Below are 26,056 nucleotides of genomic sequence, written 5' to 3'. Positions count from 1 at the left end.
AGGCATTATTTGCTTAGGTTTATAAGGATATTATGAAGCCACTTCCTATCACGATGTCAGCATTAGCATTTAGCTTGATGTTTAGCGCGACCTACAGCCCTAATTCGAGCGCTGCTATGGCTAAAGATGTCAATCTTCCTATAACCAACCTTTCGGCTAAAATCAGCCTACCCAATGTCAGCCCTAGTAACAGCGATTTAGCCAATCGCGGTGCTTATGTGGCACGAACTGCCGACTGTATGGCTTGCCACCGCGAGGACTACAGCGGCGGCGTGGCCATCGAGACGCCTATCGGCAATATTTATTCGACCAATATCACGCCGTCTCAGATTTATGGTATTGGCAACTATACCGAAGCTGACCTTAAGAAAGTGCTACGTAAAGGTCGTGCCCTAAGCCATCAGCTGTATCCCGCTATGCCCTATCCGTCTTACCATGGTATGACAGATGATGATATCAGTGCTTTATTTGCTTATTTGCAAACAGTGTCTATCATCGATAAATCACCTGAAAAAACAACTCACCTACCTTTTCCTTTAAATATTCGCAGCTTAATGCTGGTATGGAATCTTATCAATGTACCCGCTACTCAGAATCGTGATGATCTGACGCCAGTACAGCAGCGCGGCGAGTATTTGGTCAACAATCTAGAGCACTGCGGTACTTGCCATACGCCGCGCAATATCACTCAAGGTCTTGATAATGCTCGCCATCTCTCTGGTGCGCCACTCGGTAAATGGTTCGCGCCTAATATCACCCCTGATAATGAGACAGGTATTGGGCGCTGGAGCGAGCGCGATATCGTTACTTACTTGCGGACGGGTAAGCTCGATAAACGGGCTTATGCAGGTGGGCCTATGGCGGAAGCTGTTGCTCATAGTACGCGTTATCTTACAGATGCAGATTTGAGCGCAATGGCCAATTATCTAAAAGTCGTACCCGCCATTAAGACTGATGATTATTTGATAGCCGTCAATGTTGCAAAGCTGCCAAATCCTATCAGCCAATCGATTACTTACAACTTACTTGAGCAAAAAGACCATCTAGCACAAGAAAAAGCCAAGACAGCTGCTGCTAATAATGATGGGGAAAATAGCCATTCGCCAAAATCCTTATATCTCATTCACTGCGCTAGTTGTCATGGCGTTGACGGTTATGCGCAGCCTGATGCCCGTTATGCATCCATCGTTGGCTTAAGTAGCATTCGCCGTGCTAAGCCTGACGCGCTTATCGGCGTGATTGCTTTTGGCGCAAAAGGCGCTTTTAACACGGCGCCCAAAATGCCCGGTTTTAAGAAAGACTTAAGCCATGCACAGATAGCCAGTATTGCCAATTACGTACGCGTCAATTTCGGCGGTTTGCCTAGTAGCGAAGTCACTGCTGCAGAGGTTAAACGTGTGATCAAAGAGAAAAGCTAAACCTATAGAAACCCAAACCTCCCGACTTTCTCATTGCGTTACTACTTATGATAAGCCCGATAAGGATGATTAAATGAAAGACTTGCTGTCCTCCCCGACACGGCGACAACTGCTCGCCATGATAGGTAAAACCGCTGGCGCGACCGCTATGTATCAAGCGATGACTGCACTAGGTTTCGCCTCCGAGTCAAGCTTTAAACAAGAGATAGAGCTGAAAGGCGCGCCTGCTGGCGCTAGCATCGTTATCCTTGGCGCAGGATTGGGCGGGCTTACGGCAGCTTACGAGTTACGTAAAGCAGGTTATAAAGTAACGGTACTTGAATACCAAAATCGCGGTGGCGGACGCAGCTGGACGCTAAACAGCGGCGATAAATATACGGAACTGGGCGGCGAAGAGGTCACTTGCGACTTTAAAAAGGGCAATTACTTCAATGGCGGTCCGTGGCGATTGCCGGTCCATCATTATGCGGTCTTTCATTATTGCAAAAAGTTTAATGTCGCCTTGCAGCCGTTTATTCAAACCAATGATCGTGCTTATTTGCATCGTACCAATCACTTTAATGGCGCACCGCAGCGCTTAGGTGAAGTGCAAAGTGATATTCGCGGCTATGTCTCTGAACTATTATCCAAAGCCGTTAATAAAGGCAGCTTGGATGATACCGTGACTCAAGAAGACAAAGAAAAGCTATTAGAAGGGTTAAAAGGCTGGGGTGTCCTCGATACTAACTATCGTTATGTCAAAAGTCATGAGACCAGCAAACATCGCGGTTATAGTGTTTATCCAGGTGGCGGGCTTATGCCTACTGCCAAGCCTTCAACACCGATACCGTTGAATAAACTGTTAAATTCAGGCATGTGGGCGGATCTCTACGCCAACTACACCGTTTACGTGCATCAACCTGCGATGTTCCAGCCTGTTGGCGGTATGGGGAAAATCGGCGATGCTTTCACCCGCGAGTGCCGAGATATGATTACGTTTAATGCCAAAGTTACCAAGATCCATCAAGATGAAACCGGCGTTACCGTTGATTATGTCGATAGCAGCAACTCTAACAGCGATAAGTCAGAAGGGAATAATATAGAGAGGAGCGCTAAAAGCATTCGCGCCGATTGGTGCATTTGTAATATTCCGCTGTCGGTATTGACCCAAATCGATATCAATGTCTCAGAGCCAATGAAACAAGCGATGGCGGCTGTCCCTTACGATAGCTCCTTTAAAGTCGGGCTTGAGTTTAAACGGCGCTTTTGGGAGGAGGACGAATGGATTTATGGCGGCATCACTTATACTGATCTACCGATTACCCAAATCTCTTATCCTTCACAAGATTTATTTACCTCAGGGTCGGGCGTGTTACTTGGCGCTTATGGCTTTGGCGAAGCGTCTTATAAGTTTAACTCCTTAACGCCAAAAGAGCGCATTCATGCCGCATTAGAATACGGTAAACGCATTCATCCGCAATATACCAAAGAGTTTCGCTCGGGTACCTCAGTTGCTTGGCATCGTATCCCTTGGTCACTTGGCTGCTATGGGCTTTGGAGTGAGTCAAGCCGCGAGCAATATTACGATACGTTATGTGCCATTGACCACCGAATTGTATTAGCAGGCGAACACTGCTCGCACATTCCTGCTTGGCAAGAAGGCGCAATATTATCGGGTCTAGATGCCGCTAAACGCTTACATCAAAAAGCCAAAAAACTAGGCTAGTTTAGTAGATGACTTTTAAAATCATTGGTTAGCAGACAGTATTTAATCAGTATAAAATTAAGGTAAGCAGGTATGATACAAGTAAAATCAAAGCATTTAAACTTATATAAGTCATCTCACTTGCCGGTTATATTAATAATAAGTGGCACGGCTTTTATATCAGGCTGTAGTCAACATACTAAAACCAACGCTCCCACCATTGCTAGCCTGCAAGCAACGCAGATGGTCTTTGATGACAATTTTGACAATCAAGCCAGCCGTAATAATGGCGCTTGGGGCGCGGTTTATATGTCAAAAACAGCGCTGACACGCCCTCCTATGAATATCGTCGATGTCAACTCAATACTAACGATGAGTAATGATGCGAATTTACAAAAGTGGCTGACCAAATTTGAAGGCAGCGCACAAGGTAAAACGGGGTTTTTTAGTAATGATGGCAAAAAACTTTATGACGACTCTTGCGCAGGCTGTCATATGTCTAAAGGCGAAGGCGCACAAGGAGCGGGTTATTATCCGTCACTCGCGAATAACAGCAAGATGGAGTCTAAGTACTATATTATTAGCCTGGTCATCAATGGCTTGCGCGGTATGCCCGCCTTTCATAGCATGATGAATGATGAGCAAATCGCAGCGGTCACTCAATATGTGCATAGTGATTTAAATGGTTTTACAGATAAAGTGACTGCTGCCAATGTCGCGCAGCTGCGTCATGACTTCCCGCCGGGTGCAGACCCTAGTGAATAGTTTTATTGTGAAGGATACTTTCCAGAAACCCTTTGCTTGAATTAGACAATCATAAAATAGAATCGTGTTAATGACTTGGCTCTTTATTTTAAGATAGCTCTGGGAAATAAGCCGGTAATGACTATAAAGGAATATAGCGATGAATAAAAAAAGTGGCGTTTATCACTGTATTGTCTGTGGACAAAATTATCCTATAAAAACCCTTACCCCTATAGGCACCATACGACAAGCAATTACAGAAGAGATTTTGTATGACTTACCCAAATGTTTACCTACAGACTATATTTGCCAAAATGACTTAAGCAAGTATCGAATGAAGTATGTGCACTCATCGCTAACGTCTGAAAAAGGCGAGGTGACCGTTCTTGAATCTGAATTGATTAAAAGCATGCAACAGCATGAACTCATCACCAAAAATATTGATAAAACTCTAGAGCAAAAATGGACTTTCAGTGAACGATTGGCAGATAAAATTGCAACCTTTGGTGGTAGTTGGTCATTTCTTATCTGTTTTGCTATTTTTTTAGCCATTTGGATCATCGTCAATACTGTGGTAATGGTCGCCCGTCCTGCTGATCCCTACCCGTTTATTCTATTGAATTTAATATTATCCTGTATCGCTGCCATTCAAGCACCTGTGATTATGATGAGCCAAAATAGGCAAGAGACCAAAGACCGGTTACGTTCAGAAAATGACTATCAAATTAACTTAAAAGCTGAGCTTGAAATCCAACACTTGCATGAAAAATTGGATCATCTGTTAATGCATCAATGGGATAGGCTCGCTGAGATACAAGAAATACAACTCGACTTATTATCTGAAATGAGCAAAAAGCAATAGGACAACCTCAATAAAAACTATAACTCACCAGAAAACTGATAACGATCGCCTGCATGCCACATCTTCACAAAGGTCAATACTTGACCAGCCGAATAAGTCTGACGACACAATACTAATGTCGGTGACTGAGGGGCAATCTGTAGTGCATCAGCAATCTCATTAGGTGCTGCTAAAGCTCGGATAGTATAGCTACCACGCTCAAGCGGACTCTTAGCAATGAGATAATCACTGGTATTGACCACACTAAAATCTTGCTCAATAAATTCTGGTACTTTTGTCGCATCGACCCAGCGCTCTTCAAACTGTATCGGCTGGCCATCCGCAAAGTGGATGATTTTTACTTCATATAAAATTGCTGCTTCATTATCAATATTCTCAATAGCTTTAATATCAGCAACGTCTTTTAACTCAGACGATTTAACCACCTTCTCAAGACCAAATTTACGCCGCAGCTCATCATTGAGCATAGCAGCAGTAATGCCACGCTTACTGACAACTTGCGCCTGATAATCGCGATTGGCAGACTTTAAGTCTTGAGCGATATTACGCACTTCTACAAAAGTATGATTAAACTGCTGCTGCGCAACAAACGTACCCGACCCTTGGCGGCGCTCCAATACTCGCTCCTCGCTTAGTTCTTTTAAGGCGCGGTTTACTGTCATTCGAGATACCCCAAACTCTTCTGCCAGCGCCATTTCGGTGGAGATAGCTGCGCCTGCCTGCCATTTTCCAGAATGAATATTATCTAAGATTGCGTTTTTAATCCGCTGATAGGCTGGAACTGTTTTTGTCATATCACACTTCACCTTTGTCATGCTTATCTTTAACCACCGACTGCAATTGTGCAAGTGCTGACATAATATCATGACAATTATCATAATCACTATGAAAGTAGACTATCGAATAAAGCAGACTTATAAATAATTTAGCTGCTAATAAAAAAATGCTTGCATGAAAAAATTATCTTTGATAATTTGTATATACAAATTAATAATACCACCAAATAATGCTGCTAACAAACGGCAACTAGCAAACTGTATAAACAATCACAAGGATTTGAGCATGACTACCGATAATGGATTGAGCAAAAACGCCACAAGCAACAATAATGAATTTACCCGCCGTGACGAGAGTCGCAATATCGCGGCGCCGACTGGCAGTACGCTACACTGCAAGAGTTGGCTGACCGAAGCCCCTTATCGCATGCTGCAAAATAACCTGCACCCTGATGTGGCTGAAAACCCAAAAAGCTTGGTCGTCTATGGCGGCATCGGCCGTGCAGCCCGTAATTGGGAAAGCTATGATCAGATCCTAGCATCATTGAAGGAATTAGAAGACGATGAAACCTTATTGGTGCAATCTGGCAAGCCTGTTGGCGTCTTTCAAACTCATGAAAATGCGCCGCGTGTATTGATTGCCAACTCCAACCTTGTACCGCGCTGGGCGACGTGGGAGCATTTCAACGAGCTGGATCGTAAAGACTTATTTATGTATGGCCAAATGACCGCCGGTAGCTGGATTTATATCGGCACCCAAGGCATCGTTCAAGGGACTTATGAAACCTTTGTTGAAGCCGGTCGCCAGCACTATGACGGCAGCTGGGCAGGACGTTGGATTTTGACTGCTGGTCTTGGCGGTATGGGCGGCGCACAGCCATTAGCCGCGACCTTTGCTGGAGCAACCTCTTTAAACATCGAGTGTCAGCAGTCTAGTATTGATTTCCGTTTGCGTACGGGCTACGTCGATAAACAAGCCGATAATCTTGACCATGCTTATGAGCTCATCAAGCAACATACCGCAGCTGGTGAAGCCGTTTCTATCGCCCTACTTGGTAACGCCGCTGATATCTTGCCTGAAATGGTCAAGCGCGCCAATGCAGGTGAAATTAAACCTGATTTGGTCACTGACCAAACCTCAGCTCATGATTTAATCAATGGCTACCTGCCAAGTGGCTGGACAGTTGAAGAGTGGAAAGCCGCTCAAGAAAATCCAGAGCAACACGCTGATCTAACCAAAGCTGCCGCTCAGTCTTGTGCGGTACACGTACAGGCAATGCTAGATTTACAAGAGATGGATATCCCAACGACCGATTATGGTAATAACATCCGTCAGGTGGCATTTGATGAAGGCGTAAAAAATGCCTTTAATTTCCCAGGTTTTGTCCCTGCCTATATTCGTCCGCTGTTTTGCCAAGGTAAAGGCCCCTTCCGCTGGGTCGCATTATCAGGTGATCCAGAAGACATCTACAAAACCGATCAAAAAATCAAAGAGCTATTCCCTGAAAACCAGCACATTCATCGCTGGCTTGATATGGCAAAAGAACGCATTCAATTTCAAGGCTTGCCAGCGCGTATCTGCTGGTTAGGTCTTGGTGAACGTGATAAGGCAGGCTTAGCCTTTAATGAGATGGTTAAAAATGGTGAGCTAAAAGGCCCTATCGTTATTGGCCGTGACCATTTAGATACTGGCTCTGTTGCCAGCCCAAATCGCGAAACAGAAAGCATGAAAGATGGCTCAGACGCTGTCTCTGACTGGGCGCTATTAAACGGCATGCTCAACGTGGCAGGCGGCGCAACTTGGGTATCATTGCATCATGGCGGCGGCGTTGGCATGGGTTACTCGCAGCACTCAGGTATGGTCATCGTCGCTGACGGTACTGATGCCGCAGCCAAGCGCTTGGCACGCGTACTGGTTAATGATTGCGGCTCAGGTGTGATGCGTCATGCGGATGCAGGCTATGAGCTAGCAATCAAAACAGCGAAAGACTATGGCTTAAATCTACCTATGATTAAATAGCTTACCCCATGTCCTTATATGCTTAAGTGATATCTCATATTCTTAAGTAATATAAGGACATCATCAACACTTTATCAAGGACGATAATATGTCTGAACGTGATATTTTACCCCCTGGCAGCTCCGTACCTAGAACGCCTCTAGACAGTCCAGCACCTGCTAGCCTACCGCCTGAAAAGCTGCTGTCCCAACCTGTAGCGCTGATGCAGCTAATCGTATTTAGTACTATTGGTCTGGTGATGTTCTTTGTGCCCTTTACTATAGGTGAAAAAAGCACCATTTTATTTGACCACGGGGCAACTTATCTGGTCACTCAGCAGCACTCCCTTGCTGTATTCTTACTATTTCTACTGATGATTTATGGCGTCGGCAGACCCATTTATGATGGTTCATGGCGTAAAAACATCACCAATATGATATTAACCGCCTTCAAGATTATCGGTCTGGCTTTAGCAGTGATGTATGTCAGCGATATGGCACCCGCTATCATCATGGAAAAGGACATGTTGCCATTTCTATTTGAAAAACTGGCATTACCGGTAGGCATGATTGTCCCTATTGGCGCATTAATCCTAGCTTTTTTGCTCGGTTTTGGCTTGCTGGAGATGTTTGGGGTACTCATGCAGCCTATTATGAAGCCGATTTGGAAAACGCCTGGCTCATCGGCGATTGATGCGGTTGCGTCCTTTGTTGGTAGCTACTCTATTGGGCTGCTCATTACCAATCGGGTCTTTCTGCAAAATCAATATTCTGTCCGTGAAGCCATCATTATTGCTACTGGATTTTCTACAGTGTCGGCAGCGTTTATGGTCATCGTTGCCAAAACCCTTGGTCTAATGGAGTTTTGGAATCTGTTCTTTTGGTCAACACTGATTATTACCTTTATTGTCACTGCCATTACTGCACGTATTCCTCCTATTCGAGGTTTTGATGATAGCGTTGAGCGTCTAGACTTGGACAACCAACAAGGCAATCGCTTAGCAGCAGCTTACCATTTAGGACTAGCCACTTCACGCCGTGCGACTGACCTCAAACAAATTATGTGGTCAAACTTTCGAGATGGTCTGACGATGGCAGCTGCGATTGTGCCTTCTATTATCGCGGTAGGGTTGACTGGTTTATTACTGGCCAAATATACGCCAGTGTTTGATGCCTTAGGTTTGCTCTTGTATCCATTCACTTGGATAACCGGTATGCCTGAGCCATTAGAGGCTGCAAAAGGTATGTCAGCGGGACTGGCTGAGATGTTCTTGCCTGCACTCCTGCTAACGGAAGCTGAGGTCTTGACCCGCTATGTGGCAGGAGTCGTCTCTATTAGTAGCGTGCTATTCTTTTCAGCGATGATTCCTTGTGTATTGGCAACTGAAATTCCGTTATCAGTGCCTAAGATGGTCATCATTTGGTTTGAGCGAGTGGTGCTTAGCATTCTAATCGCCGCGCCTTTTGGACATTTAGCGATATATCTGGGCTGGATAAGTTAAGATAAATTGCCCCTAACAATATAAGCACAACATCAATACCCCACCATATAATAAATACAGCTAATAACATTTAACACTAGGATTACCACCATGACTGCTATCAAACAATTAACGCTACAGCCGCGTCAACTTAGCTTTGAGATACTACGCGATATCTATGAGCAGCCTGTTATATTGACCCTGCCTGATAGCGCCTATGAGGCGATAGATGCCTCACATGAAGATGTACAAACGATTATTCGCCGTGATAAAAGCGCTTATGGTATCAATACCGGTTTTGGTCTATTGGCAAAAACCCGTATCAGTGATGACCAATTAGAACTGCTACAGCGTAACCTTATCGTGTCTCACTCAGTTGGTACTGGTGAAGCGTTACCAGCCAACGTGGTTCGACTGATTATGGTGATGAAGGTGACTAGTTTGGCACAAGGTGTTTCTGGCGTACGCCGCGCCGTGGTCGATAGCTTACTGGGCTTAATTAACAATCAAATAACCCCAAATATCCCTGCCAAAGGCTCAGTGGGTGCTTCAGGAGACCTCGCACCTTTATCGCATATGACACTGGCGATGATGGGCGAAGGTCATGTTTATGTTGGCGGCAAAAAAGTACCCGCCGCTGATGCATTGGAGCAGCATGGTCTTGAGCCCATTACCCTAGCGGCCAAAGAAGGTCTTGCCCTTATCAATGGCACGCAGGTCTCAACAGCATTGGCTTTACGGGGTTATTTTTTAGCGCGAGATTTACTGGAGACCGCAACCATCGTCGGCTCCATGTCTATTGATGCGGCCAAAGGCTCGGATGCGCCATTTGATGCGCGTATCCACGAAGTACGTGGTCATCATGGTCAAATCGAAATCGCTAAAGCGCATCGTCAGCTAATTAAAGGCAGTGCTATTCGCGCCTCCCATGATGGTGAGCAAGACGATAGAGTACAAGACCCTTATTGCTTGCGTTGTCAGCCACAAGTCATGGGTGCTTGCCTTGATATTATTAATCAAGCAGGCAAAACCTTATTAATTGAATCGAATGCAGTGACCGATAATCCGCTTATCTTTAACAATGAAGACGGTCCAGTTGCCATCTCAGGTGGCAACTTCCATGCTGAGCCAGTGGCTTTTGCTGCCGATATTTTGGCCTTAGCCATTGCCGAGATTGGCTCTATGTCTGAGCGACGTATCGCTTTGCTAATCGATGCGACTCTATCAGGCGGTTTGCCGCCATTCTTGGTAGATAATGCTGGGGTGAATTCAGGCTTTATGATTGCTCATGTGACCGCAGCGGCGCTCGCCTCAGAAAATAAATCTATCGCCCATCCCGGTAGTGTCGACAGCATTCCAACTTCTGCTAACCAAGAAGACCATGTGTCGATGGCAACCTATTGCGCACGCCGACTATATGAGATGGCACAAAACACCGCTACCATTATCGGTATTGAGCTATTGGCTGCGGGTCAAGGTATCGACTTCCATCGCGAATTAGAGACCTCAGAGCCGTTACAGACAGCGCATCAGAAACTACGCGAGCAAGTTACTTTTTATGATAAAGACCGCTACCTAGCCCCTGATATCGAAGCAGCCAAACAGCTGGTATTAGATGGCACACTTACTGAATATTGGCAGTCACTGCGTGGCGATTGGTATGAGTCTAAGTAAAAAGCATCACTCTAAATAAACGCTCTATGTATTAAAGGAGGTCGGCAATGAGCATGTCAATGACTGGGACTGGCACAACCGTTAGCCACACCGCAGCTGATATGAGTCGGTGGGCAGGGCGTGCAGAGCCGTTTGAGACAGCTCGCGCTTGCTACTGGTATCAACTAGCTCAGCCTTATACCTTTGATAAAACAAGCCAGCACATTGGGCTAATCGGTTTCGCTTGTGATCAAGGTGTCAGACGTAATCAAGGACGCGTGGGTGCAAGAGCAGCCCCACCATTGATTCGTCAGGTATTTGCCGCGCTACCAGTCATCGCTGAGTTACAACAACGCTTTGATGGTCAATTGCCAGCTTTATTAGGTGATGCCGGTGATATTCATTGTCATGATAATGATGGTTTCGCCGAGCGTGCCCTTGAGGAAGCTCAACTAAAATATGCTGACAAAGTTAGCCATATTATCCAGCAAGGCGGTCTACCTATCGGGCTTGGTGGTGGTCATGCCATCGCTTATGGCAGCTTTTTAGGATTATGGCAGGCGCTACAGCAGACAGATACTACCAATGATACAGACGCGCTGCCGCGTATCGGCATTATCAATTTTGATGCGCATCTTGATATTCGTCAGTCTGATGTCGCAACGTCTGGCACGCCATTTCGCCAGATTGCCGAGCACCTTGGTGAACAAGGTCAGCCATTTAACTATTGCTGTATTGGCGTCAGTCGGTTTTCCAACACTGCCGCGCTCTTTGACCGTGCTGAGCAATTGGGCGTGCATATCATCAGTGATGAAGAGTGTACCAATAAGAAATGGAAAAAAATTGCTGCTCAAATAGCAAGTTTCATCGATGACGTTGATATTATATATTTAACGATTGATATGGATTGCTTGCCATCTAGCGTCGTACCTGGTGTCAGTGCGCCAGCGGCTTATGGTATTAGCTTGGCGTTCGTTGAGCGTGCAGTCAAACTTATCTTGTCCTCTGGCAAGGTAAAAGTAGCTGATATTGCCGAGATTAACCCGACTTTTGATGTTGATGGACGCAGCTGTAAAGTCGCCGCTCGCTTACTAGCAACTATTATCGAGCAGCACTTACTTATCACCGAAACGCACTAGCTTCAAAATAAGCAGGAGCAGATTATGAACAACTCTAGCGCACAGATACGCGACAACAATGCTATGGATACCCTGACATCGTTTGACCACATCATTATCAATGCCAATCTCGCCACCTTTTCAGCGCAATACGGGTTTGATATTTATAGCGCCAACCAAAGCGCCAATCAAAGCAATGATCAAAACAGTAATGAAAATCAAAGCACCCCTTACGGTCAATTAGAAAACGCCGCTATCGGTATCAAAGATGGCAAAATTGCATGGGTTGGCACGCATGAACAAATAAAGCCGCACCTTACCCATTATAAAATCGATCAAATCAAAGACGTTGATAGCAACTGGGTCACGCCTGGACTCATCGATTGTCATACTCATATCGTTTATGGCGGTAACCGCAGCAATGAGTTCGAAGCACGATTGCAAGGTGCCAGTTATCAAGATATCGCGGCGCAAGGTGGTGGCATTGTCTCAACCGTTAGCTCTACCCGCGCAGCGAATGAGGAAGAATTGTTTGCGCAAAGTGAAAAACGTCTGCTCGCGCTCATCAAAGAAGGCGTGACCAGTATTGAAATCAAATCTGGCTATGGACTGGATTTAGACACTGAACGTAAAATGCTAAAAGTTGCCCGTGCGCTCGGTGACAAACACAGCATTCATGTTAGCACCACTTATTTAGCCGCCCATGCCCTGCCACCTGAGTACAAGTCCCACATGCAGGACCGCTCGGATGATTATATTGAGCAAGTTTGCCAGTGGTTACCAATCTTGCATAGCGAGGGCTTAGTCGATGCGGTCGATGGCTTCTGTGAAAACATTGCCTTTACTGCTGAGCAGATTAAGCGCGTCTTTGAAGTCGCACGCTCATTAAACTTACCGGTGAAACTGCATTCTGAACAACTATCAAATATAGGCGCTAGCGCCTTAGTTGCTGATTATCAAGGATTATCAAGCGACCATCTTGAACATTTAGTAGAAGACGATATCAAAAAAATGGCAGCAAGTAATACGGTTGCTGTGCTGTTGCCGGGCGCGTTTTATACCCTACGTGATACCAAGTTGCCACCGATTGAAGCATTGCGTCAACACCAAGTTCCGATTGCCGTTTCAACAGATTGCAACCCCGGCACCTCACCGTTAACGTCGCTATTATTAGCGATGAATATGGGCTGCACACTATTTTATTTAACCCCTGAAGAAGTATTGGCAGGCGCAACCGTTCATGCGGCACAAGCGTTAGGTCTAGCCAAGAAAGGCAAAATAGAAGTGGGTTACGATGCTGATTTAGCGTTATGGGATATAGCCCGCCCTGCTGACCTTGCTTATCAAATGGGGCTAAATCCTATTGCAGGTATTATGCTTCAAGGGCAATGGAATACATAAGCAAAGTAATAACTGAACGCATAATATATTCTTAAAACCGTCGTTTAAAAATACAATAACCAATATACTTGCATTCTTATTCTCTATAAACGGAGAAAAGGAAATCAAGCATATTGGTTTTTCGTTAACGATTAAGAAGGTTCTTAAGTGCTACTACTGTTAAGTACTAGTAGTTACGGTATCAAATGACTCAGCCAATATCACATCGCCATCTTCTCGCGTAATCATGACCGTCGCTGAGCGCGGGGTACTGCCACCTGCGACGGCACCCCAGCTATTGCCTGGATGCTGAATGTTAATAAAAAGAGTTTTAAAATCTGGTGTCATGGTAATACCGGTGACCTCACAGCCCTCAGGGCCGACGAAAAAGCGTTTGATATTATCATTACTGGCAGGCATGCCGACTCGGGTTTGCTGCCCTGCTGAAGTGGTCATAAGCGAACCATCGCTGACTTTGCCCGGTAGTGCCGCGAGCAACATACAACTACTGGTATCCGTATAAGCGCCATCATCTGTCTGAATCCATAGCACCCCGCGTGGATCAAAATACAGTCCGTCTGGCGATGATAAATCGTTGCTGTCATTTAGCTGCGATAAGTTCTCCGCTGACAAATCACTTGGCGAGGCAAACAGGTAGATATCCCATTCAAAACTTGTTGCCGCATGATCGCCGCCTGCTTCTGCCCAGCGAATGATATGACCATTATCATTACCGCGTGCTTTGTCGCCAACTTGATAGCTGCGTGGATTCGATGCTGAGAGCGGTTGATCATCACTTACGCCGCGATATTTATTATTGGTCAAGGTCACATATACCTCACCCGTTATTGGGCTGACCGATACCCATTCAGGTCGATCCATCTTGGTCGCGCCGACGACATCAGCGGCGGCACGGGCAAAGACCAACACCTCATCTTGTCCATGAAACGGCAAGACATTATTAGAGGTATCCAGTCCATTTTGACCATGGACAAGTGCTTTCCACACCCCACTGCCATCTTCATTAAAAATAGCAACATATAGCGTGCCATCGTCCAGATATTTATTGCCCACTTTTAAGCCACCGCCGATATCAGCATTTGACCACGTCGCTTTTGAGACGAATTTATAAATATATTCACCGCGGGCATCGTCGCCCATATAGAATACCACTGGCTTGCCTTGTTCAACAGGCGCATAGGCACAGTTTTCATGGGCAAAACGACCCAATGCCGTGCGTTTTTGCGGTATAGAATGTTGGTCAAAAGGGTCAATTTCGGTGATATAACCAAAGGTATTGAATGCATGACGGTAGTCATCGGCAGCACCGGCACCGACGGCAGTCATATCCCAACGTGAAAACTCGTCAGGAATAGCCGCATCTTTGGCGTCAGGTGTATGCCACAGATATTCCCAACCAGGGAAGTCCTCTATCGCCCCGTAGCGCTCACGACCATAGTTGTGTCCAGCATTCAATTGATCAGCATCTCGCCCGCGGCCAAATACGCCTAAAAAATTCTCTTCTGTGGTCAGATAAGTGCCCCAAGGTGAGAGACCTGCACCGCAGTTATTATTAATGCCACGAGTCTGAAAGCCTGTCGGATCAAACTTGGTCTTCACCAAGTCAGATCCCGCAACAGGACCTGTTAATTGGGCAGTCGTACTGCTGGTAATGCGGCGATTGTATTTCGAATTGGGTACCATCTCATAACCCATACCATCAGAGCGGCGGCGCATCTCAACCACGGCAACCCCATGACAATTGACCTCACGGCGCACGTCGCTTGCGAGGCGACGGTTTTGAAAGATTGGTGCAGCGTTACTATCTTGGATGACATGGTAACCAAACGGGCTAAGCTCACTACTGTTTACATATTCGTGGTTCATGACTAGCAAACCATTTTCTGATGCTTTGGCGTCGTACGCATTGCCTTTTTTACCAAAGAACCACATGCCATCATGGTTGTCACCCATACGCCACTCAAACGACTCAGCGGATTGCTCACGACTGTCTTTCCAATCCTCGATACCAGATATCAGCGGCATGCCTAGTGGTAATATCATCTCGGCTTTATAGCCTGCTGCCACGCTCATCGTGTCGGCCGTTGAATGCGGTACTGCCGTAAACCTCAAAGTTTCAGGACGTTTTAAGTCACCTTGTGCAGGAATAGCAGCGCTATTATCGTTACTAGGATTAACAGGCAAGCTGCTATCATCGTCGTCACTACAGCCAACCAAAGGTAGCGCCCCAAAAAACGCCGCCGCCGTCAATCCTGTGCCACCTTTTAGAATACTGCGGCGGTTCATACGGCGATTGATAATGGTTTGAAAGTCGATATTATCAGTCGGGTTAGAGTCTTCAACTACTTCATGCGCAAGCGTTTGCTTGTTATTCAATGAGGTCATGTTCAGTCACCTTTTAGGCTGGATTTAGTAGGCTGAGTTGGTATAAAAAATATCGCGGCGTTATCGTTGTAACGACCAAGATACGATTTATGTTTGAGTCTACTGAAACTCCATGACAACTTGATGACAAAATTTTAGATAATGACCTATAAAAACCACGCTGTTTTTGATATGTTAATCTAAGAATATAAAGCGCTACGTTATTTATATTTACGCCTTAAGAGCAACCTTCGACCGAATAGATAGCATCTGGTATACCGATATCAATGCTTTCTACCTCCCCCTTTAATAAGCTCCGATTATCTGCCGTCCACTCTGTTGAGTTAATTCTATAATTATTAAGCTTTTGACCGCCCTTGATATGATATTCAATTTGTATGGGCAACTCGTCTTTTTTATCATTCATTTTAATATTTTCGTCTTTTAACGACTCTCCGAGTTGGGGCTCTTTTATCACCTCGAAGTTAACGTTAGCAATCAGACTATAGTAGTCGCCATTAACCGCATATTTATCGACTTCATAAGTCAGCTTGTTATTATGCTCTTTCATCACCTCTGTCACTGCATGGCCAACATTGATGTCTGTATAAAAAGGTATGTTTGGAGCTTGAATAGCAATAAGAGCAACTTTATTATCAATGATCTGATATAGCACCGAGGCACGTTTACCGTACTCTTTATCCATATAGCTCAGTGCTGGATTATTGACGTAATAGCACTGCTCGTTGTCAGTTTCTTCCTTGATTAGTCCTAACTTATTTAGTAACTCAGGAGTGATAACCTGCCCAAAACTTAGCTTTTGGTAGCCTGATGGATTGACAGTTTTATCATTAGACGGCGCTACTATTTCGTTAGCCTGTGCTCTATTCGCAGCAGCAGAATTTATAGGCGCCGGCTTGATATGCACGTTATCTGTCTCAGCCGTATTTTCACCTATATTATCCGTTTGCGCCGTTATATTATTTGAAGAGGAATACTGCGAGTCACAACCTACTATCAGTTGCGCCGTACCGAGTAATACAATAGTAAATAGTACTGTTTTAATGGTTGGTAAAGATGAGCCTTGGGTAAAAACTAACATGGCAATTCTCCTAAATTTGGATTATCCATATTAATAAAGCGTAGATAACCATCATTACAAAACCGGCGTACCCTGCGTGCTAAAAGCAAAGCCTTTATTGCTAAAATTACCAATCATCACCGCCTCAATAATGGGCTTGACGGTTTCATCTATGCCTTCGACTTCAATGATAAATTTTGCCCCAGAGCCCCCTTTATCCTCTTCTTTTTCGACGATATAATTTAATGTCGCCATGGCGGGCAGCTCAATAGTCTCTGTTAAATATGACTTTACAAGATCGCCATCGGTACTGTAATAATCTATCTTATTAATATAGAGTGATTTTTTTAAGGTGGTATTGCGCACGCTTAAGGTCGCTGATAGTAAAACCTTACGATTATCCCTATCGGTATAAATATCTGAGTAAATTGGCACATAAAAGGTTTGTTTATAACCAAACTGGCTGTGATCGACTTTTTTAGAGTGCTTCTCAAGCTCTTGAATCGGGTCTTGGTGCTTCTCTGAAAACATGACATTCGGGTTTTGTTTCGACTCATCACAGCCGCTGAACAGCATGAGACTGGCAAGACATAGCACGGATATGCAGCACTTATTCATAACGTTATCCCTAGCGATTAGTGTACTTTAACCCCTACACTACGTAAAAAATTATTGATATGTTTGTTAGCGCCATAAACCACCAATACATCATTTTCTTGCAGTACTTGCTCTGGTGTAGCCAATCCCTGAATGCTAGGTTTGCTCTGCTGACGGCCAAAGCTGTCTTCGTAATGCTCATAGTGCATGGTACTCAATAGCTTAATATTAAACCTATTTTCTAGCTGTAATGTCGCTATTTGTTTGCCAATTAAAGGAGTAGGAATAGCAATCTCGACAATACTAAAGTTGTCCGTCAATTCGAAAGAGTCAACGAAATAACGCAATGACAGCCGTTTTGCCCAGCGCATGGCCGATTCTTTTTCAGGATGAAAAATATCGTCGACCCCAATCGCTTGTAGTACTTTTTCATGTAAGGGATTGATACTACGACTGATTAGACGCTTGGCTTTTAGGGTTTTAAACAGCGCCGTTGCCATAATATTGGCCCCTTCGTTTTCCCCAATCGCTACTACCACTATATCGGTATCCATAATAGGCAAGCCATTGACAGTATATTCGTCGGTGGCATCCATGCAGATAGTATGAGTAATAGCTTCTTTATACGCTTCAACTTTTTGCATGCTGCTATCAATGGCGATGACTTCATGACCTTGGCTCGTGAGCGCCATGCCTAATGAGGAACCAAAACTGCCCAAACCTGCAATGATGTATTTCATAATATTCCTTGTCACTCATGCCACCGTAAAAGCAGCAATCGCGACGTATTTAGTTAATGCCTAATAAGTTATTTTTTTAATTAACATTAAGTTAATTGATAGTAATCTCTTCAGTCGGATAACGATAGTTACGCTGATATCTATTCTTCAGTAGCGCAATAAATATTGTCAACATTCCCACCCGCCCAACAAACATAATTACCGAGACGACAAGCTTATTAAAGGTCGATAGCTCAGCGGTCAAATTTAAACTCAAACCAACCGTACTATAGGCAGAAAAGCATTCAAAAATCACTTTAATCAAATCAAGCTCGGGCTGATCGTAGCTGATAAGGGTGACGCCCATGCCAATGACAAATAACGACAGCCACATAATAGAAAATGCCCGACGAATAGAGATGTCAGCAATCTCGCGCTGAAACACTTCAACCTTGGTCTGACCACGGGCTAAGCTCAAGGTATTTAATACCGCAATGGCAAAAGTGCTGGTTTTTATACCACCGCCGGTAGAGTTTGGCGAAGCACCAATCCACATCAAAAAAATCGTCAGCATAATGGTCGGGAACGCGAGCGCATCCATATCGGCAATATTAAAGCCTGCAGTACGCGGTGTGGCTGCCGTAAACAGCCCTGTAATTAGCTTAGCGGAAAAACTCTGATGCTCAGCAAGTATGCCATTGTATTCAAACAGCATTACTCCAAGCAGACCAATTAACAATAAAGCGCCAGAGGTAATTAACGTGATACGGCTATTGATACTCAACAGCCACGGCTGATAACCGTAACGTGGATCATTTTGGAAAATCGCCCTTTGAGTACGGTGACGCAGATAGCGCAATAGATTGACGACAATAATAAAACCCATACCGCCAAATAAGAAAGTGGTACTAATGATAAGCTGTAAAGGATAATTAAAGCGCAGTGACTCATCGTATAAGCCGGCACTAAAGGTAGAAAACCCTGCATTACAAAAAGCGGAGATGGCATGAAATATCGCGAAAAACAGCCTTTGTGTAAAGCTCATTTCTGGTAAATCATAGATACTTATGTAAATTAAAATAGCAGCCAACGCTTCAACCCCAAAAGTCACATACAAAATAGACTTAAGGGTGGATATCATATCGCCCATCCTTCGTGAAACGTTCATTTCACTGATACTGAGCTGCGTCTCATAACTGACACCGCCTTTAAAAAAATAGCTGAAGTACGTTACGAAGGTCAGAATACCCAAACCGCCAATTTGAATTAGCCCGATGATAATCAGCTGCCCAAACGTCGTAAAACGGGTCGCCGTATCCACCACAATCAGCCCTGTCACACAGACTGCACTGGTGGCCGTAAACAGCGCATCGACAAAGGATATCGGCTCAGTGGTGGCATTGGGCATCATAAGCAATAAAGCTCCGACCAATACCACGGACAAAAAACTTAAGATAAAAAATTGACCTGGATTCAAAAAAGCCCGATTAAGACTAAAATTATTGTCCGATATCTCACGGATAAAAGTGACGAAAACGGCAATCTTAATCGCAATAAAACCATCTACCGGCATCGATAATCCAGAGCGCGCCAGCTCAAAGAAATGCACCGCCAATAGCACAACAATAGCGACACTGGTTAGTAAATCGAAAACCGCGACTTTATTGACCGATAAGCGCGACTTTGAGCGCATATAGCGCCCTACCGTCGCCACAAAACCCAATAAAATAATCGTTAAATAAAAAATATGAAAAATATGCTGTAGCCATGTCGTGAGCGTAAAACCACTATCGACTAAGGCAACTCCAATGCCAATGGCGCCAATAACAATAGTAAACTTATTCAACAGCCGATACGGTAGGGCTGGATGCATAGCCTAATTCCATGAAAGGAGTAACGATAATACTTATACGCCTTTTTTTCGCCATCCACTAAGACTGTTTTTAAATAATCGTAACCAGTTATGACGTCTTTTAGGCTTGTCTTTTATTCAACATTTAACCTCGCAGCATTTATTATCAATGCAATTATTTTGCACAGATTGATAATATATGTTGACTAAATAAAATCACTTACATCTTAAAAAGATATATCAAGTACAGGCTTTACATAGGCGTGCTCAGCTATAAAAACAAAAAAGCTTTCAAGCTATAAAAGATATAGCTTGAAAGCTTTTTGAGTACTTATTTAAAGCACTTGTTTACAGCGATTCTTTATAACAGTGATCAATATCAGATATACTTAATTAATGCTTAGTCGACTTATACAATAATGGCTTTATGTTTTTCATAATCAAAATAAGATATCGGGAAAATCTTGTCATAAGCCCAGTTATAAGAAAAGGGTTTTTACTGAATAACATCTATAGTATGTCATTTGCCGATTCAGTCACTGTAAGCCTCTAGAAGACTAGCCTTTCACAGTATCTTTTGACTTTTTCTTATCATTGACAGCGATAGTTTTAGAATCAGCATGATGAGGGCAAATATCAGACTCATACTGCCCATAGTTTTGGTTTTGAGTATATTTACTTAGCGGATCAGCTTCAGATATACCGTCGGCAAACAAGCTTAAGATATTGCGACGTTTGATATTAAGCTGATTTAAAATGGCGTTGGTGATGAAATCACTGGCAGGATTATGTATGATTTCAGCGGGTTCAGCGAATTGTGCTATTTTGCCATCCGATAGCAGTAGGATACGATCAGATAGCGTCATCGCCTCTTCTGGGTCATGGGTGACAATTAGAGTAGTCAGCTGATAGCGCACGGCAATCTCACGGATGCGCTCTTTGACGGTTTCCTTATTCACCCCATCTAGTGCAGACAAAGGCTCATCCAATAATAGTATTTTAGGTTTCATGACTAAAGTACGTGCCAGCATGACACGTTGATTTTGATGGCCTGATAGCTGATGAATGTACTTATTGAGATGGGCCTTAATATCGAGTAAGTCGATCAGTTCATCGACTTCTTGTTGTGTACTCACATTAGGATTGTTACGCAGACCGTATTCGATGTTTTGTTTGACATTAAGATTGGGGAATATAGCATAATCCTGGGCAATGGAATTAAAGCCTTTTTGTCTCATAGAGACGCGGGTAATATCTTCGCCGTCATAAGCAATTCGGCCGCCGCTGATGTCGGTTAACCCCAAAATCATGTGCAACAAAGTGGTCTTACCACAGCCGGATGGTCCTAAGATTGAAACTATCTCACCCTTGTTAATTTTGAGTGAAAGATCCTCGAATATCACCTTGTCATCATATCTCTTTGTAACCTGTCTTAGCTCTAACATAGCCACTCACCTAATCGCTTATAATTATCCATTTACTTACTTATCTTGCGTAGGTCAGCAGTGTATCTAGCAGATATGACACTTCAATGAAAAAAACAAAGGTTAGACAACCTTATGCGCGCTAAAAAGCTTAAAAAAGTGAATCGCCCCGGGATTATCGGAGACTTAACTTTATTAAAGAACACAACGATGAAAGCACGAAACTACAAACTTGAAATTAAAGAGCGAGCCATTCATATGCTGATTGAAGCAGCAAACAACTACCTTCTACATGGACAGCCGTCCAAGTCCTCAGTGGCTAAGGGGTTTTTATTGTCCGTATACCGAGATACCAACTGATCTCTCTTATATGTGCGCGAAAGATAGTTGGTTTTGTGCAGTATGTGAGTTTGCCCTGTAAATGATACAATCTCCTCAAATAACGCCTAAATTTGACACTGTCTAACCTTTAGCGCTATCTACCCAAGAAAACTCTTCCATGATGCGCATCCATTGATCGTCTAATCCCGCTTTTAGCAATAATGGCTCACCAGTGACGGGGTGGCTGAGCGCTAAAGCCTGAGCATGCAGCAGCATGCGCGTACAGTCATAGTGAGTACGAAAAAATCGTGTGTGACGTATATCGCCGTGGCTAGTATCACCCACTATGTGATGAAATAAATGTCTCATGTGACGGCGCAGCTGATGTTTACGCCCAGTTTCCGGTGTTAAGCGCATCAGACTATAGCGGCTGGTGTTATGCTTTTTTGATACCGCAAATGGCAGCTCAATTTGTGCCAAACTCTGCCAATGCGTCACCGCATCTTGAGCGGGTTTGTCCAAGTCAGCAAATTTATCGGCTATGGCATCGGGCTTAAAACTCAACGCATAATCAACGGTGCCATGCTCAGGCATAAAGCCGCGCACCACGGCTAAATATTGCTTAGTAACTTTGCGCTCAGTAAAAGCCTCGGTAAGGCTGCGCGCCACGGCTGAGCTCTTAGCAAACAACAACACGCCTGACGTCGGCTTATCTAACCTATGCACCGGAAAGACATGGCAACCTACTGCATCACGAGTGAGTTGCATGGCAAAACGCGTCTCGCCTTTATCCAGCCAACTGCGATGCACCAATAGACCCGCTTCTTTGTTGATCGCCACCAGATATTCATCTTCATAGATTATTTCTATTTGATTAGCGATTTGATTGGCGGTGCCGCTTTCGATATTCATGTTTTTAATGCCCTTACTTGCGCTGATGTTTCTTGTCTACACCATAGCTTTTAAATTCACTTCTTTCGAACGTCACAGAATAGCCATTAAAGTTTATTTGGTATAGTAAAGTCAGATACGCTGATTCAAATTTCAATTCAACGGATGTGGTGCTAAAGTCTCAACCACCTAACCATCAAAGCTCCGATTCTAACGCTTACGTCCTGTAAAGTACTTTGACCACATGCCAGCCAAATTTAGTTTTCACTAAATGAGGGGTGAAGAGTTCACCGTTGAAGCAGACTTTATCAAATGCCGGTACCATCTGACCTTTTGTAAACTCACCTAAGCTGCCGCCCTTTTTACCTGATGGGCAGGTTGAGTGTTTCTTAGCCAGCACATCAAACTGGGCACCTTTTTTGAGCTTGGCAATAATGTCGTCAGCCAGTTCTTTGTCTTTTACTAAAATGTGTAATGCGCTAGCTGTACGAGCCATAATGTAAACCCTTCATGAAATATCGATTATCAGGGCATTATACCACTACTCACTTTGGTTACTAACCTCACTTGCATGCACTACTTCATCAAAAGTCATTATCTACACAGGCGCTACTCTTTGGATGAGAATCGGTGCCTTTTGATTGGCGCTGACAACACATCCGTACAATGCATCTGGCAGACGCCCATGGAAGTGTAAGAGATATTTTTTTGGCGTTAATACCTTGAATTTACTTAGAGTAACAACGGAAACTGATAAAACTTAGCATAGATCGAGGTGCCAATCAGTACACATATAACACTGAGCCAGACCAGACGAACCTGAGTAACTGACCAACCTATCTGCCAATCAATGTTGTTACGCGTCTTTAGCCATTCTGTCACACTAATCGCTGCCGTTAGCCATAATGCTCCTACCAAGTAACCTCCCAGTACATCACTCAAATAATGCTCATTCAGCAAAATTCTGCTTAATCCTATTAATAAAGAAAAAAAGATAGTAATCACAGCTATCCGAACTTGCATGACAAAGTTGCGACTAAAACGAATGGCCATGTAAGCCAGAAATCCATATAACGCAACCGTAATCGTCGCATGTCCACTTGGGAAGGAATCTGTCCGCTCAAACAGTAAAATATCTACTGGTCGCGTTCGATGAAATAACAGTTTACTGAGGAAGGTAAATACCGTGCTTCCTAAAGTGGCTATCAATAACCCTATTAATATATAGTGTTGGCGAATCATCCAGCATAGGATACAGACTAGCAATACGATTAAGCAGGTCGTTGCAGTAGAGGCAAAGCTAGTAATGAAAATGAAGAACGTCACTACAGGCGACTCACTCAGCACACTCATCTGCTGTGACACAAAAAAGTCAGTTGCTACAATAGTATCTGAAGTAACGACATCTTCAACCAAACCAAAAAACAAAGCTAATATATAACCCATGACTAAAAATAAAACTGTCAGAGGCAATCCATAAAAGTGCTGTACAGTAAGCCTTTGCAACGAAGCATAATACAGTTTTGGATAGTTATTTTTTAAGCAAATGAGTCGCTTGCTTGTCCCAAAATATTGTTTGAGCACCATCCAATATCTCAGCCCCTGATTCAGTACTGTCTGACCATAGCGAATTACCGCATACTGTAAAGCCCATAAAACAACTATCACTAACAGAATAAGCATTCCTAAAAGAAACAACTGCTGATTTTTTTCAATGAGCGTAATCATGAGTAAGAGGTCTCTTTTTACAACTATTTTTATAGATGATTTATGAATTTTGAGAGTATCGGATACAACCTGACATTCATTATCTATTATGCATTTAATCTAGGCTTCTTAACATCTTCTTAACAGGATAATTGCTACCTTAAAACATGAAATCTATCCCACTTTATTAAGAAGTCTGTGTATGTTGACACTTCAAGCACTTAGCACTAATGCCACTAAAGCTGATACCAAGAAAGATATCATAAGTAGATCTTTTAATCGTGAGATTCATCTTAATTATCTGATTATTATCGTTGTGCTATATTTGGTTGCTACTGCCAATATGAGCTTTTTTGAGCAAGTATTAAGTATTTATCCTTTTAGTAGCAATATTGGATTTATAATTTCTATCACCTGCTTACTGTTTGGATTGATATGGCTAGTGCTGCAGCTATTGTGTTATCGACCAATTGCAAAGTTAGTGCTGATCGTGATGGTATTAATAGCTGCAGTATGCGGTTATTTTACCGATAGCTATGGGACGATATTTGACCATAATATGCTGGTGAATAGCATGCAAACCGACCAAGCAGAAGCGATGGGCTTGATAGCTCCGAGTTTTTTCATTCGCCTTTTTTTATTGGGTATATTGCCAGCTGTTATCATTGCTAAAGTTCGTATCAAGCGTACGCCTTTACGCCGCGCATTATGGCAACGAGCGCTTACTTTGATACTATCTATCGTATTAATAGCAGTCTGCCTACTGCCATTTGGCGACCAATACGCCACTTTTTTTCGCCAACATAAAGTAGTACGTAGTTATACCAACCCTATTACCCCTATTTATTCTGTCATCAAACTGGGCACCGATTATGTCGATGAATTGCGCCGTCCTGACACCTTAATCCCACATGCAACAGATGCCAAACGCACCATGCCCGTCGCTAGCAATAGTACAGCTAAGGCAAAACCTAAATTGATGGTATTTGTCGTGGGTGAAACGGTTCGCGCTGACCATGTTAGCTTAAACGGTTATGAGCGCGAGACTATGCCACTACTTGCTAGCCAGCCAGATATTTATAGCTTTAAAAATGCGACCTCTTGTGGCACATCTACCGCTTATTCCGTTCCTTGCATGTTCAGCTATGCTGATAGAAAGGATTATGATGCCAGTAGTGCAGACTATAATGAAAACGTGCTTGACACCTTGCATAAACAAGGCGTCAACGTTATTTGGCGCGATAATAATTCTAGCTCTAAAGGGGTTGCTGATAGAGTGACTTTTGAGGATTATAAAACGCCTAAACTTAATCCTGACTGTGATGGCGAATGCCGTGATATTGGCATGCTTAATGGCTTTGATAAACTGGTAAAATCAGATACAGTAAATTCGAATGCATTGCCAAAAGATACGCTTATTCTATTGCATCAAATGGGCAATCACGGTCCTGAATATTACAAACGCTATCCTAAAACCTTTGAAGTTTTTAAACCCGTTTGTAAGACCAATGAGCTGTCTAAATGTGATGGCCAGTCGATTATCAATGGCTATGATAATGCGATTCGTTATACTGATTACTTCTTGAATAACGTTATCAATACGCTAAAAGCTTATGAGCAGGATTATGATGTGGTGATGGTATATATCAGCGATCATGGAGAAAGTTTGGGTGAAAACAATATCTACCTGCATGGTCTGCCGTACAGTATGGCGCCAGATACTCAAAAGCAAGTACCTGTGATTGTCTGGTCGCCTGCGAGTAATGGCATCGACAGCACTAGCAGCAATAAAACCAGCCTTGCTAACATGATTAAGCAGCCAGTATCCCATGATTTTATTACACCCACCCTACTTGGCTTTTTTGGTATCACGACCGATGAGGTAGCTGCTGCACCGACTTTCTTTAAAGCTACCACTTAAAGTTTTGTAGGCTATTTTAAGAGTTTTAAATCTATTTTCTTAGC

General features: G+C 43.7%; 20 protein-coding genes. 10 read left to right on the top strand and 10 right to left on the bottom strand.

All coding sequences use genetic code 11. The annotated features are described in order from the left end of the window. Positions 1 to 32: 32 nt before the first annotated feature. The 4 genes from FHS24_RS01540 (at position 33) to FHS24_RS01525 (ending at position 4,708) form a co-directional block, all read left to right on the top strand. A complete protein-coding gene (locus FHS24_RS01540) occupies positions 33 to 1,418 on the top strand; it encodes a cytochrome c (RefSeq protein WP_183618139.1) in 1,386 nt (461 codons plus the stop codon). A gap of 73 nt (positions 1,419 to 1,491) precedes the next feature. Further along, complete coding sequence (locus FHS24_RS01535) at positions 1,492 to 3,123, top strand: flavin monoamine oxidase family protein (protein WP_183618137.1); 1,632 nt, start codon at positions 1,492 to 1,494, stop codon at positions 3,121 to 3,123. Positions 3,124 to 3,195: 72 nt separating this feature from the next. Next, the gene (locus tag FHS24_RS01530; protein WP_183618135.1) at positions 3,196 to 3,867 is read left to right on the top strand and encodes a c-type cytochrome; all 672 of its coding nucleotides are present in this window, start codon (positions 3,196 to 3,198) and stop codon (positions 3,865 to 3,867) included. A gap of 139 nt (positions 3,868 to 4,006) precedes the next feature. Continuing rightward, positions 4,007 to 4,708 (top strand): DUF1003 domain-containing protein, encoded by a 702-nt coding sequence (locus FHS24_RS01525; protein WP_183618133.1) that lies wholly within the window; start codon positions 4,007 to 4,009, stop codon positions 4,706 to 4,708. Between the two features lie 17 nt (positions 4,709 to 4,725). Here the strand turns inward: FHS24_RS01525 and FHS24_RS01520 are convergent, their stop codons facing one another. After that, the gene (locus FHS24_RS01520; RefSeq protein WP_227671772.1) at positions 4,726 to 5,502 is read right to left on the bottom strand and encodes a UTRA domain-containing protein; all 777 of its coding nucleotides are present in this window, start codon (positions 5,500 to 5,502) and stop codon (positions 4,726 to 4,728) included. A gap of 268 nt (positions 5,503 to 5,770) precedes the next feature. On the opposite strand from FHS24_RS01520, the gene hutU reads away from it, so the two are divergent. The 5 genes from hutU (at position 5,771) to hutI (ending at position 13,135) form a co-directional block, all read left to right on the top strand. Continuing rightward, positions 5,771 to 7,504: a urocanate hydratase gene (gene hutU / locus FHS24_RS01515; RefSeq protein WP_183618130.1), complete on the top strand. Its 1,734-nt coding sequence runs from the start codon at positions 5,771 to 5,773 to the stop codon at positions 7,502 to 7,504. A gap of 88 nt (positions 7,505 to 7,592) precedes the next feature. After that, the gene (locus FHS24_RS01510) at positions 7,593 to 8,984 is read left to right on the top strand and encodes a YjiH family protein (protein ID WP_183618128.1); all 1,392 of its coding nucleotides are present in this window, start codon (positions 7,593 to 7,595) and stop codon (positions 8,982 to 8,984) included. A 90-nt stretch (positions 8,985 to 9,074) separates the two neighbouring features. Then, positions 9,075 to 10,637 carry a histidine ammonia-lyase gene (gene hutH / locus FHS24_RS01505; RefSeq protein ID WP_183618126.1) on the top strand — a complete coding sequence of 521 codons (1,563 nt, stop codon included), beginning with the start codon at positions 9,075 to 9,077 and terminating at the stop codon, positions 10,635 to 10,637. 47 nt (positions 10,638 to 10,684) lie between these two features. After that, positions 10,685 to 11,755, top strand: a complete 1,071-nt coding sequence (hutG, locus tag FHS24_RS01500) for a formimidoylglutamase (protein WP_406947785.1) — start codon at positions 10,685 to 10,687, stop codon at positions 11,753 to 11,755. Positions 11,756 to 11,779: 24 nt separating this feature from the next. Further along, positions 11,780 to 13,135, top strand: coding sequence for an imidazolonepropionase (gene hutI, locus FHS24_RS01495; RefSeq protein ID WP_183618123.1), 1,356 nt, complete (start codon positions 11,780 to 11,782; stop codon positions 13,133 to 13,135). Between the two features lie 159 nt (positions 13,136 to 13,294). On the opposite strand, the gene FHS24_RS01490 is transcribed toward hutI, so the two are convergent. The 9 genes from FHS24_RS01490 to FHS24_RS01450 form a co-directional block, all read right to left on the bottom strand. Continuing rightward, complete coding sequence (locus FHS24_RS01490; protein WP_183618121.1) at positions 13,295 to 15,520, bottom strand: PhoX family protein; 2,226 nt, start codon at positions 15,518 to 15,520, stop codon at positions 13,295 to 13,297. Between the two features lie 217 nt (positions 15,521 to 15,737). Beyond that, a complete protein-coding gene (locus FHS24_RS01485) occupies positions 15,738 to 16,601 on the bottom strand; it encodes a hypothetical protein (RefSeq protein ID WP_183618120.1) in 864 nt (287 codons plus the stop codon). A gap of 54 nt (positions 16,602 to 16,655) precedes the next feature. Next, positions 16,656 to 17,198, bottom strand: a complete 543-nt coding sequence (locus tag FHS24_RS01480) for a DUF3124 domain-containing protein (protein ID WP_183618118.1) — start codon at positions 17,196 to 17,198, stop codon at positions 16,656 to 16,658. Positions 17,199 to 17,215: 17 nt separating this feature from the next. Continuing rightward, complete coding sequence (locus FHS24_RS01475) at positions 17,216 to 17,917, bottom strand: potassium channel family protein (protein ID WP_183618116.1); 702 nt, start codon at positions 17,915 to 17,917, stop codon at positions 17,216 to 17,218. Between the two features lie 91 nt (positions 17,918 to 18,008). Next, positions 18,009 to 19,769: a TrkH family potassium uptake protein gene (locus FHS24_RS01470; RefSeq protein ID WP_183618113.1), complete on the bottom strand. Its 1,761-nt coding sequence runs from the start codon at positions 19,767 to 19,769 to the stop codon at positions 18,009 to 18,011. Between the two features lie 536 nt (positions 19,770 to 20,305). Continuing rightward, on the bottom strand, positions 20,306 to 21,193 hold the full coding sequence (locus FHS24_RS01465; protein WP_183618112.1) for an ABC transporter ATP-binding protein: 888 nt from the start codon (positions 21,191 to 21,193) through the stop codon (positions 20,306 to 20,308). A gap of 441 nt (positions 21,194 to 21,634) precedes the next feature. Further along, entirely contained in the window at positions 21,635 to 22,405 is a 771-nt protein-coding gene (gene truC / locus FHS24_RS01460) for a tRNA pseudouridine(65) synthase TruC (protein WP_183618109.1), read from the bottom strand. Between the two features lie 196 nt (positions 22,406 to 22,601). Further along, positions 22,602 to 22,880, bottom strand: a complete 279-nt coding sequence (gene ppiC, locus FHS24_RS01455; RefSeq protein ID WP_183618107.1) for a peptidylprolyl isomerase PpiC — start codon at positions 22,878 to 22,880, stop codon at positions 22,602 to 22,604. 236 nt (positions 22,881 to 23,116) lie between these two features. Beyond that, positions 23,117 to 24,112, bottom strand: a complete 996-nt coding sequence (locus FHS24_RS01450) for a phosphatase PAP2 family protein (protein WP_183618105.1) — start codon at positions 24,110 to 24,112, stop codon at positions 23,117 to 23,119. A 181-nt stretch (positions 24,113 to 24,293) separates the two neighbouring features. Between FHS24_RS01450 and FHS24_RS01445 the strand changes: the two genes are divergently transcribed. Beyond that, entirely contained in the window at positions 24,294 to 26,012 is a 1,719-nt protein-coding gene (locus FHS24_RS01445; RefSeq protein ID WP_183618103.1) for a phosphoethanolamine transferase, read from the top strand. The last annotated feature ends 44 nt before the right edge of the window (positions 26,013 to 26,056 follow it).

It is taken from the genome of Psychrobacter luti (assembly GCF_014192115.1).
GTDB lineage: Bacteria > Pseudomonadota > Gammaproteobacteria > Pseudomonadales > Moraxellaceae > Psychrobacter > Psychrobacter luti.
Note: the sequence above shows the minus strand (reverse complement) of the source record. Positions and strands in the feature narration are given on the sequence as shown.

Bases quoted from the DNA above. Each gene is read 5' to 3' on its own strand.
- hutI (WP_183618123.1), top strand. From the start codon at position 11,780: ATGAACAACTCTAGCGCACAGATACGCGACAACAATGCTATGGATACC.
- FHS24_RS01525 (WP_183618133.1), top strand. From the start codon at position 4,007: ATGAATAAAAAAAGTGGCGTTTATCACTGTATTGTCTGTGGACAAAAT.
- ppiC (WP_183618107.1), bottom strand. From the start codon at position 22,880: ATGGCTCGTACAGCTAGCGCATTACACATTTTAGTAAAAGACAAAGAA.
- FHS24_RS01445 (WP_183618103.1), top strand. From the start codon at position 24,294: ATGTTGACACTTCAAGCACTTAGCACTAATGCCACTAAAGCTGATACC.
- FHS24_RS01475 (WP_183618116.1), bottom strand. From the start codon at position 17,917: ATGAAATACATCATTGCAGGTTTGGGCAGTTTTGGTTCCTCATTAGGC.
- hutU (WP_183618130.1), top strand. From the start codon at position 5,771: ATGACTACCGATAATGGATTGAGCAAAAACGCCACAAGCAACAATAAT.
- hutG (WP_406947785.1), top strand. From the start codon at position 10,685: ATGAGCATGTCAATGACTGGGACTGGCACAACCGTTAGCCACACCGCA.
- FHS24_RS01470 (WP_183618113.1), bottom strand. From the start codon at position 19,769: ATGCATCCAGCCCTACCGTATCGGCTGTTGAATAAGTTTACTATTGTT.
- FHS24_RS01465 (WP_183618112.1), bottom strand. From the start codon at position 21,193: ATGTTAGAGCTAAGACAGGTTACAAAGAGATATGATGACAAGGTGATA.
- FHS24_RS01490 (WP_183618121.1), bottom strand. From the start codon at position 15,520: ATGACCTCATTGAATAACAAGCAAACGCTTGCGCATGAAGTAGTTGAA.
- FHS24_RS01535 (WP_183618137.1), top strand. From the start codon at position 1,492: ATGAAAGACTTGCTGTCCTCCCCGACACGGCGACAACTGCTCGCCATG.
- hutH (WP_183618126.1), top strand. From the start codon at position 9,075: ATGACTGCTATCAAACAATTAACGCTACAGCCGCGTCAACTTAGCTTT.
- FHS24_RS01520 (WP_227671772.1), bottom strand. From the start codon at position 5,502: ATGACAAAAACAGTTCCAGCCTATCAGCGGATTAAAAACGCAATCTTA.
- FHS24_RS01530 (WP_183618135.1), top strand. From the start codon at position 3,196: ATGATACAAGTAAAATCAAAGCATTTAAACTTATATAAGTCATCTCAC.
- FHS24_RS01510 (WP_183618128.1), top strand. From the start codon at position 7,593: ATGTCTGAACGTGATATTTTACCCCCTGGCAGCTCCGTACCTAGAACG.
- FHS24_RS01540 (WP_183618139.1), top strand. From the start codon at position 33: ATGAAGCCACTTCCTATCACGATGTCAGCATTAGCATTTAGCTTGATG.
- FHS24_RS01480 (WP_183618118.1), bottom strand. From the start codon at position 17,198: ATGAATAAGTGCTGCATATCCGTGCTATGTCTTGCCAGTCTCATGCTG.
- truC (WP_183618109.1), bottom strand. From the start codon at position 22,405: ATGAATATCGAAAGCGGCACCGCCAATCAAATCGCTAATCAAATAGAA.
- FHS24_RS01485 (WP_183618120.1), bottom strand. From the start codon at position 16,601: ATGTTAGTTTTTACCCAAGGCTCATCTTTACCAACCATTAAAACAGTA.
- FHS24_RS01450 (WP_183618105.1), bottom strand. From the start codon at position 24,112: ATGATTACGCTCATTGAAAAAAATCAGCAGTTGTTTCTTTTAGGAATG.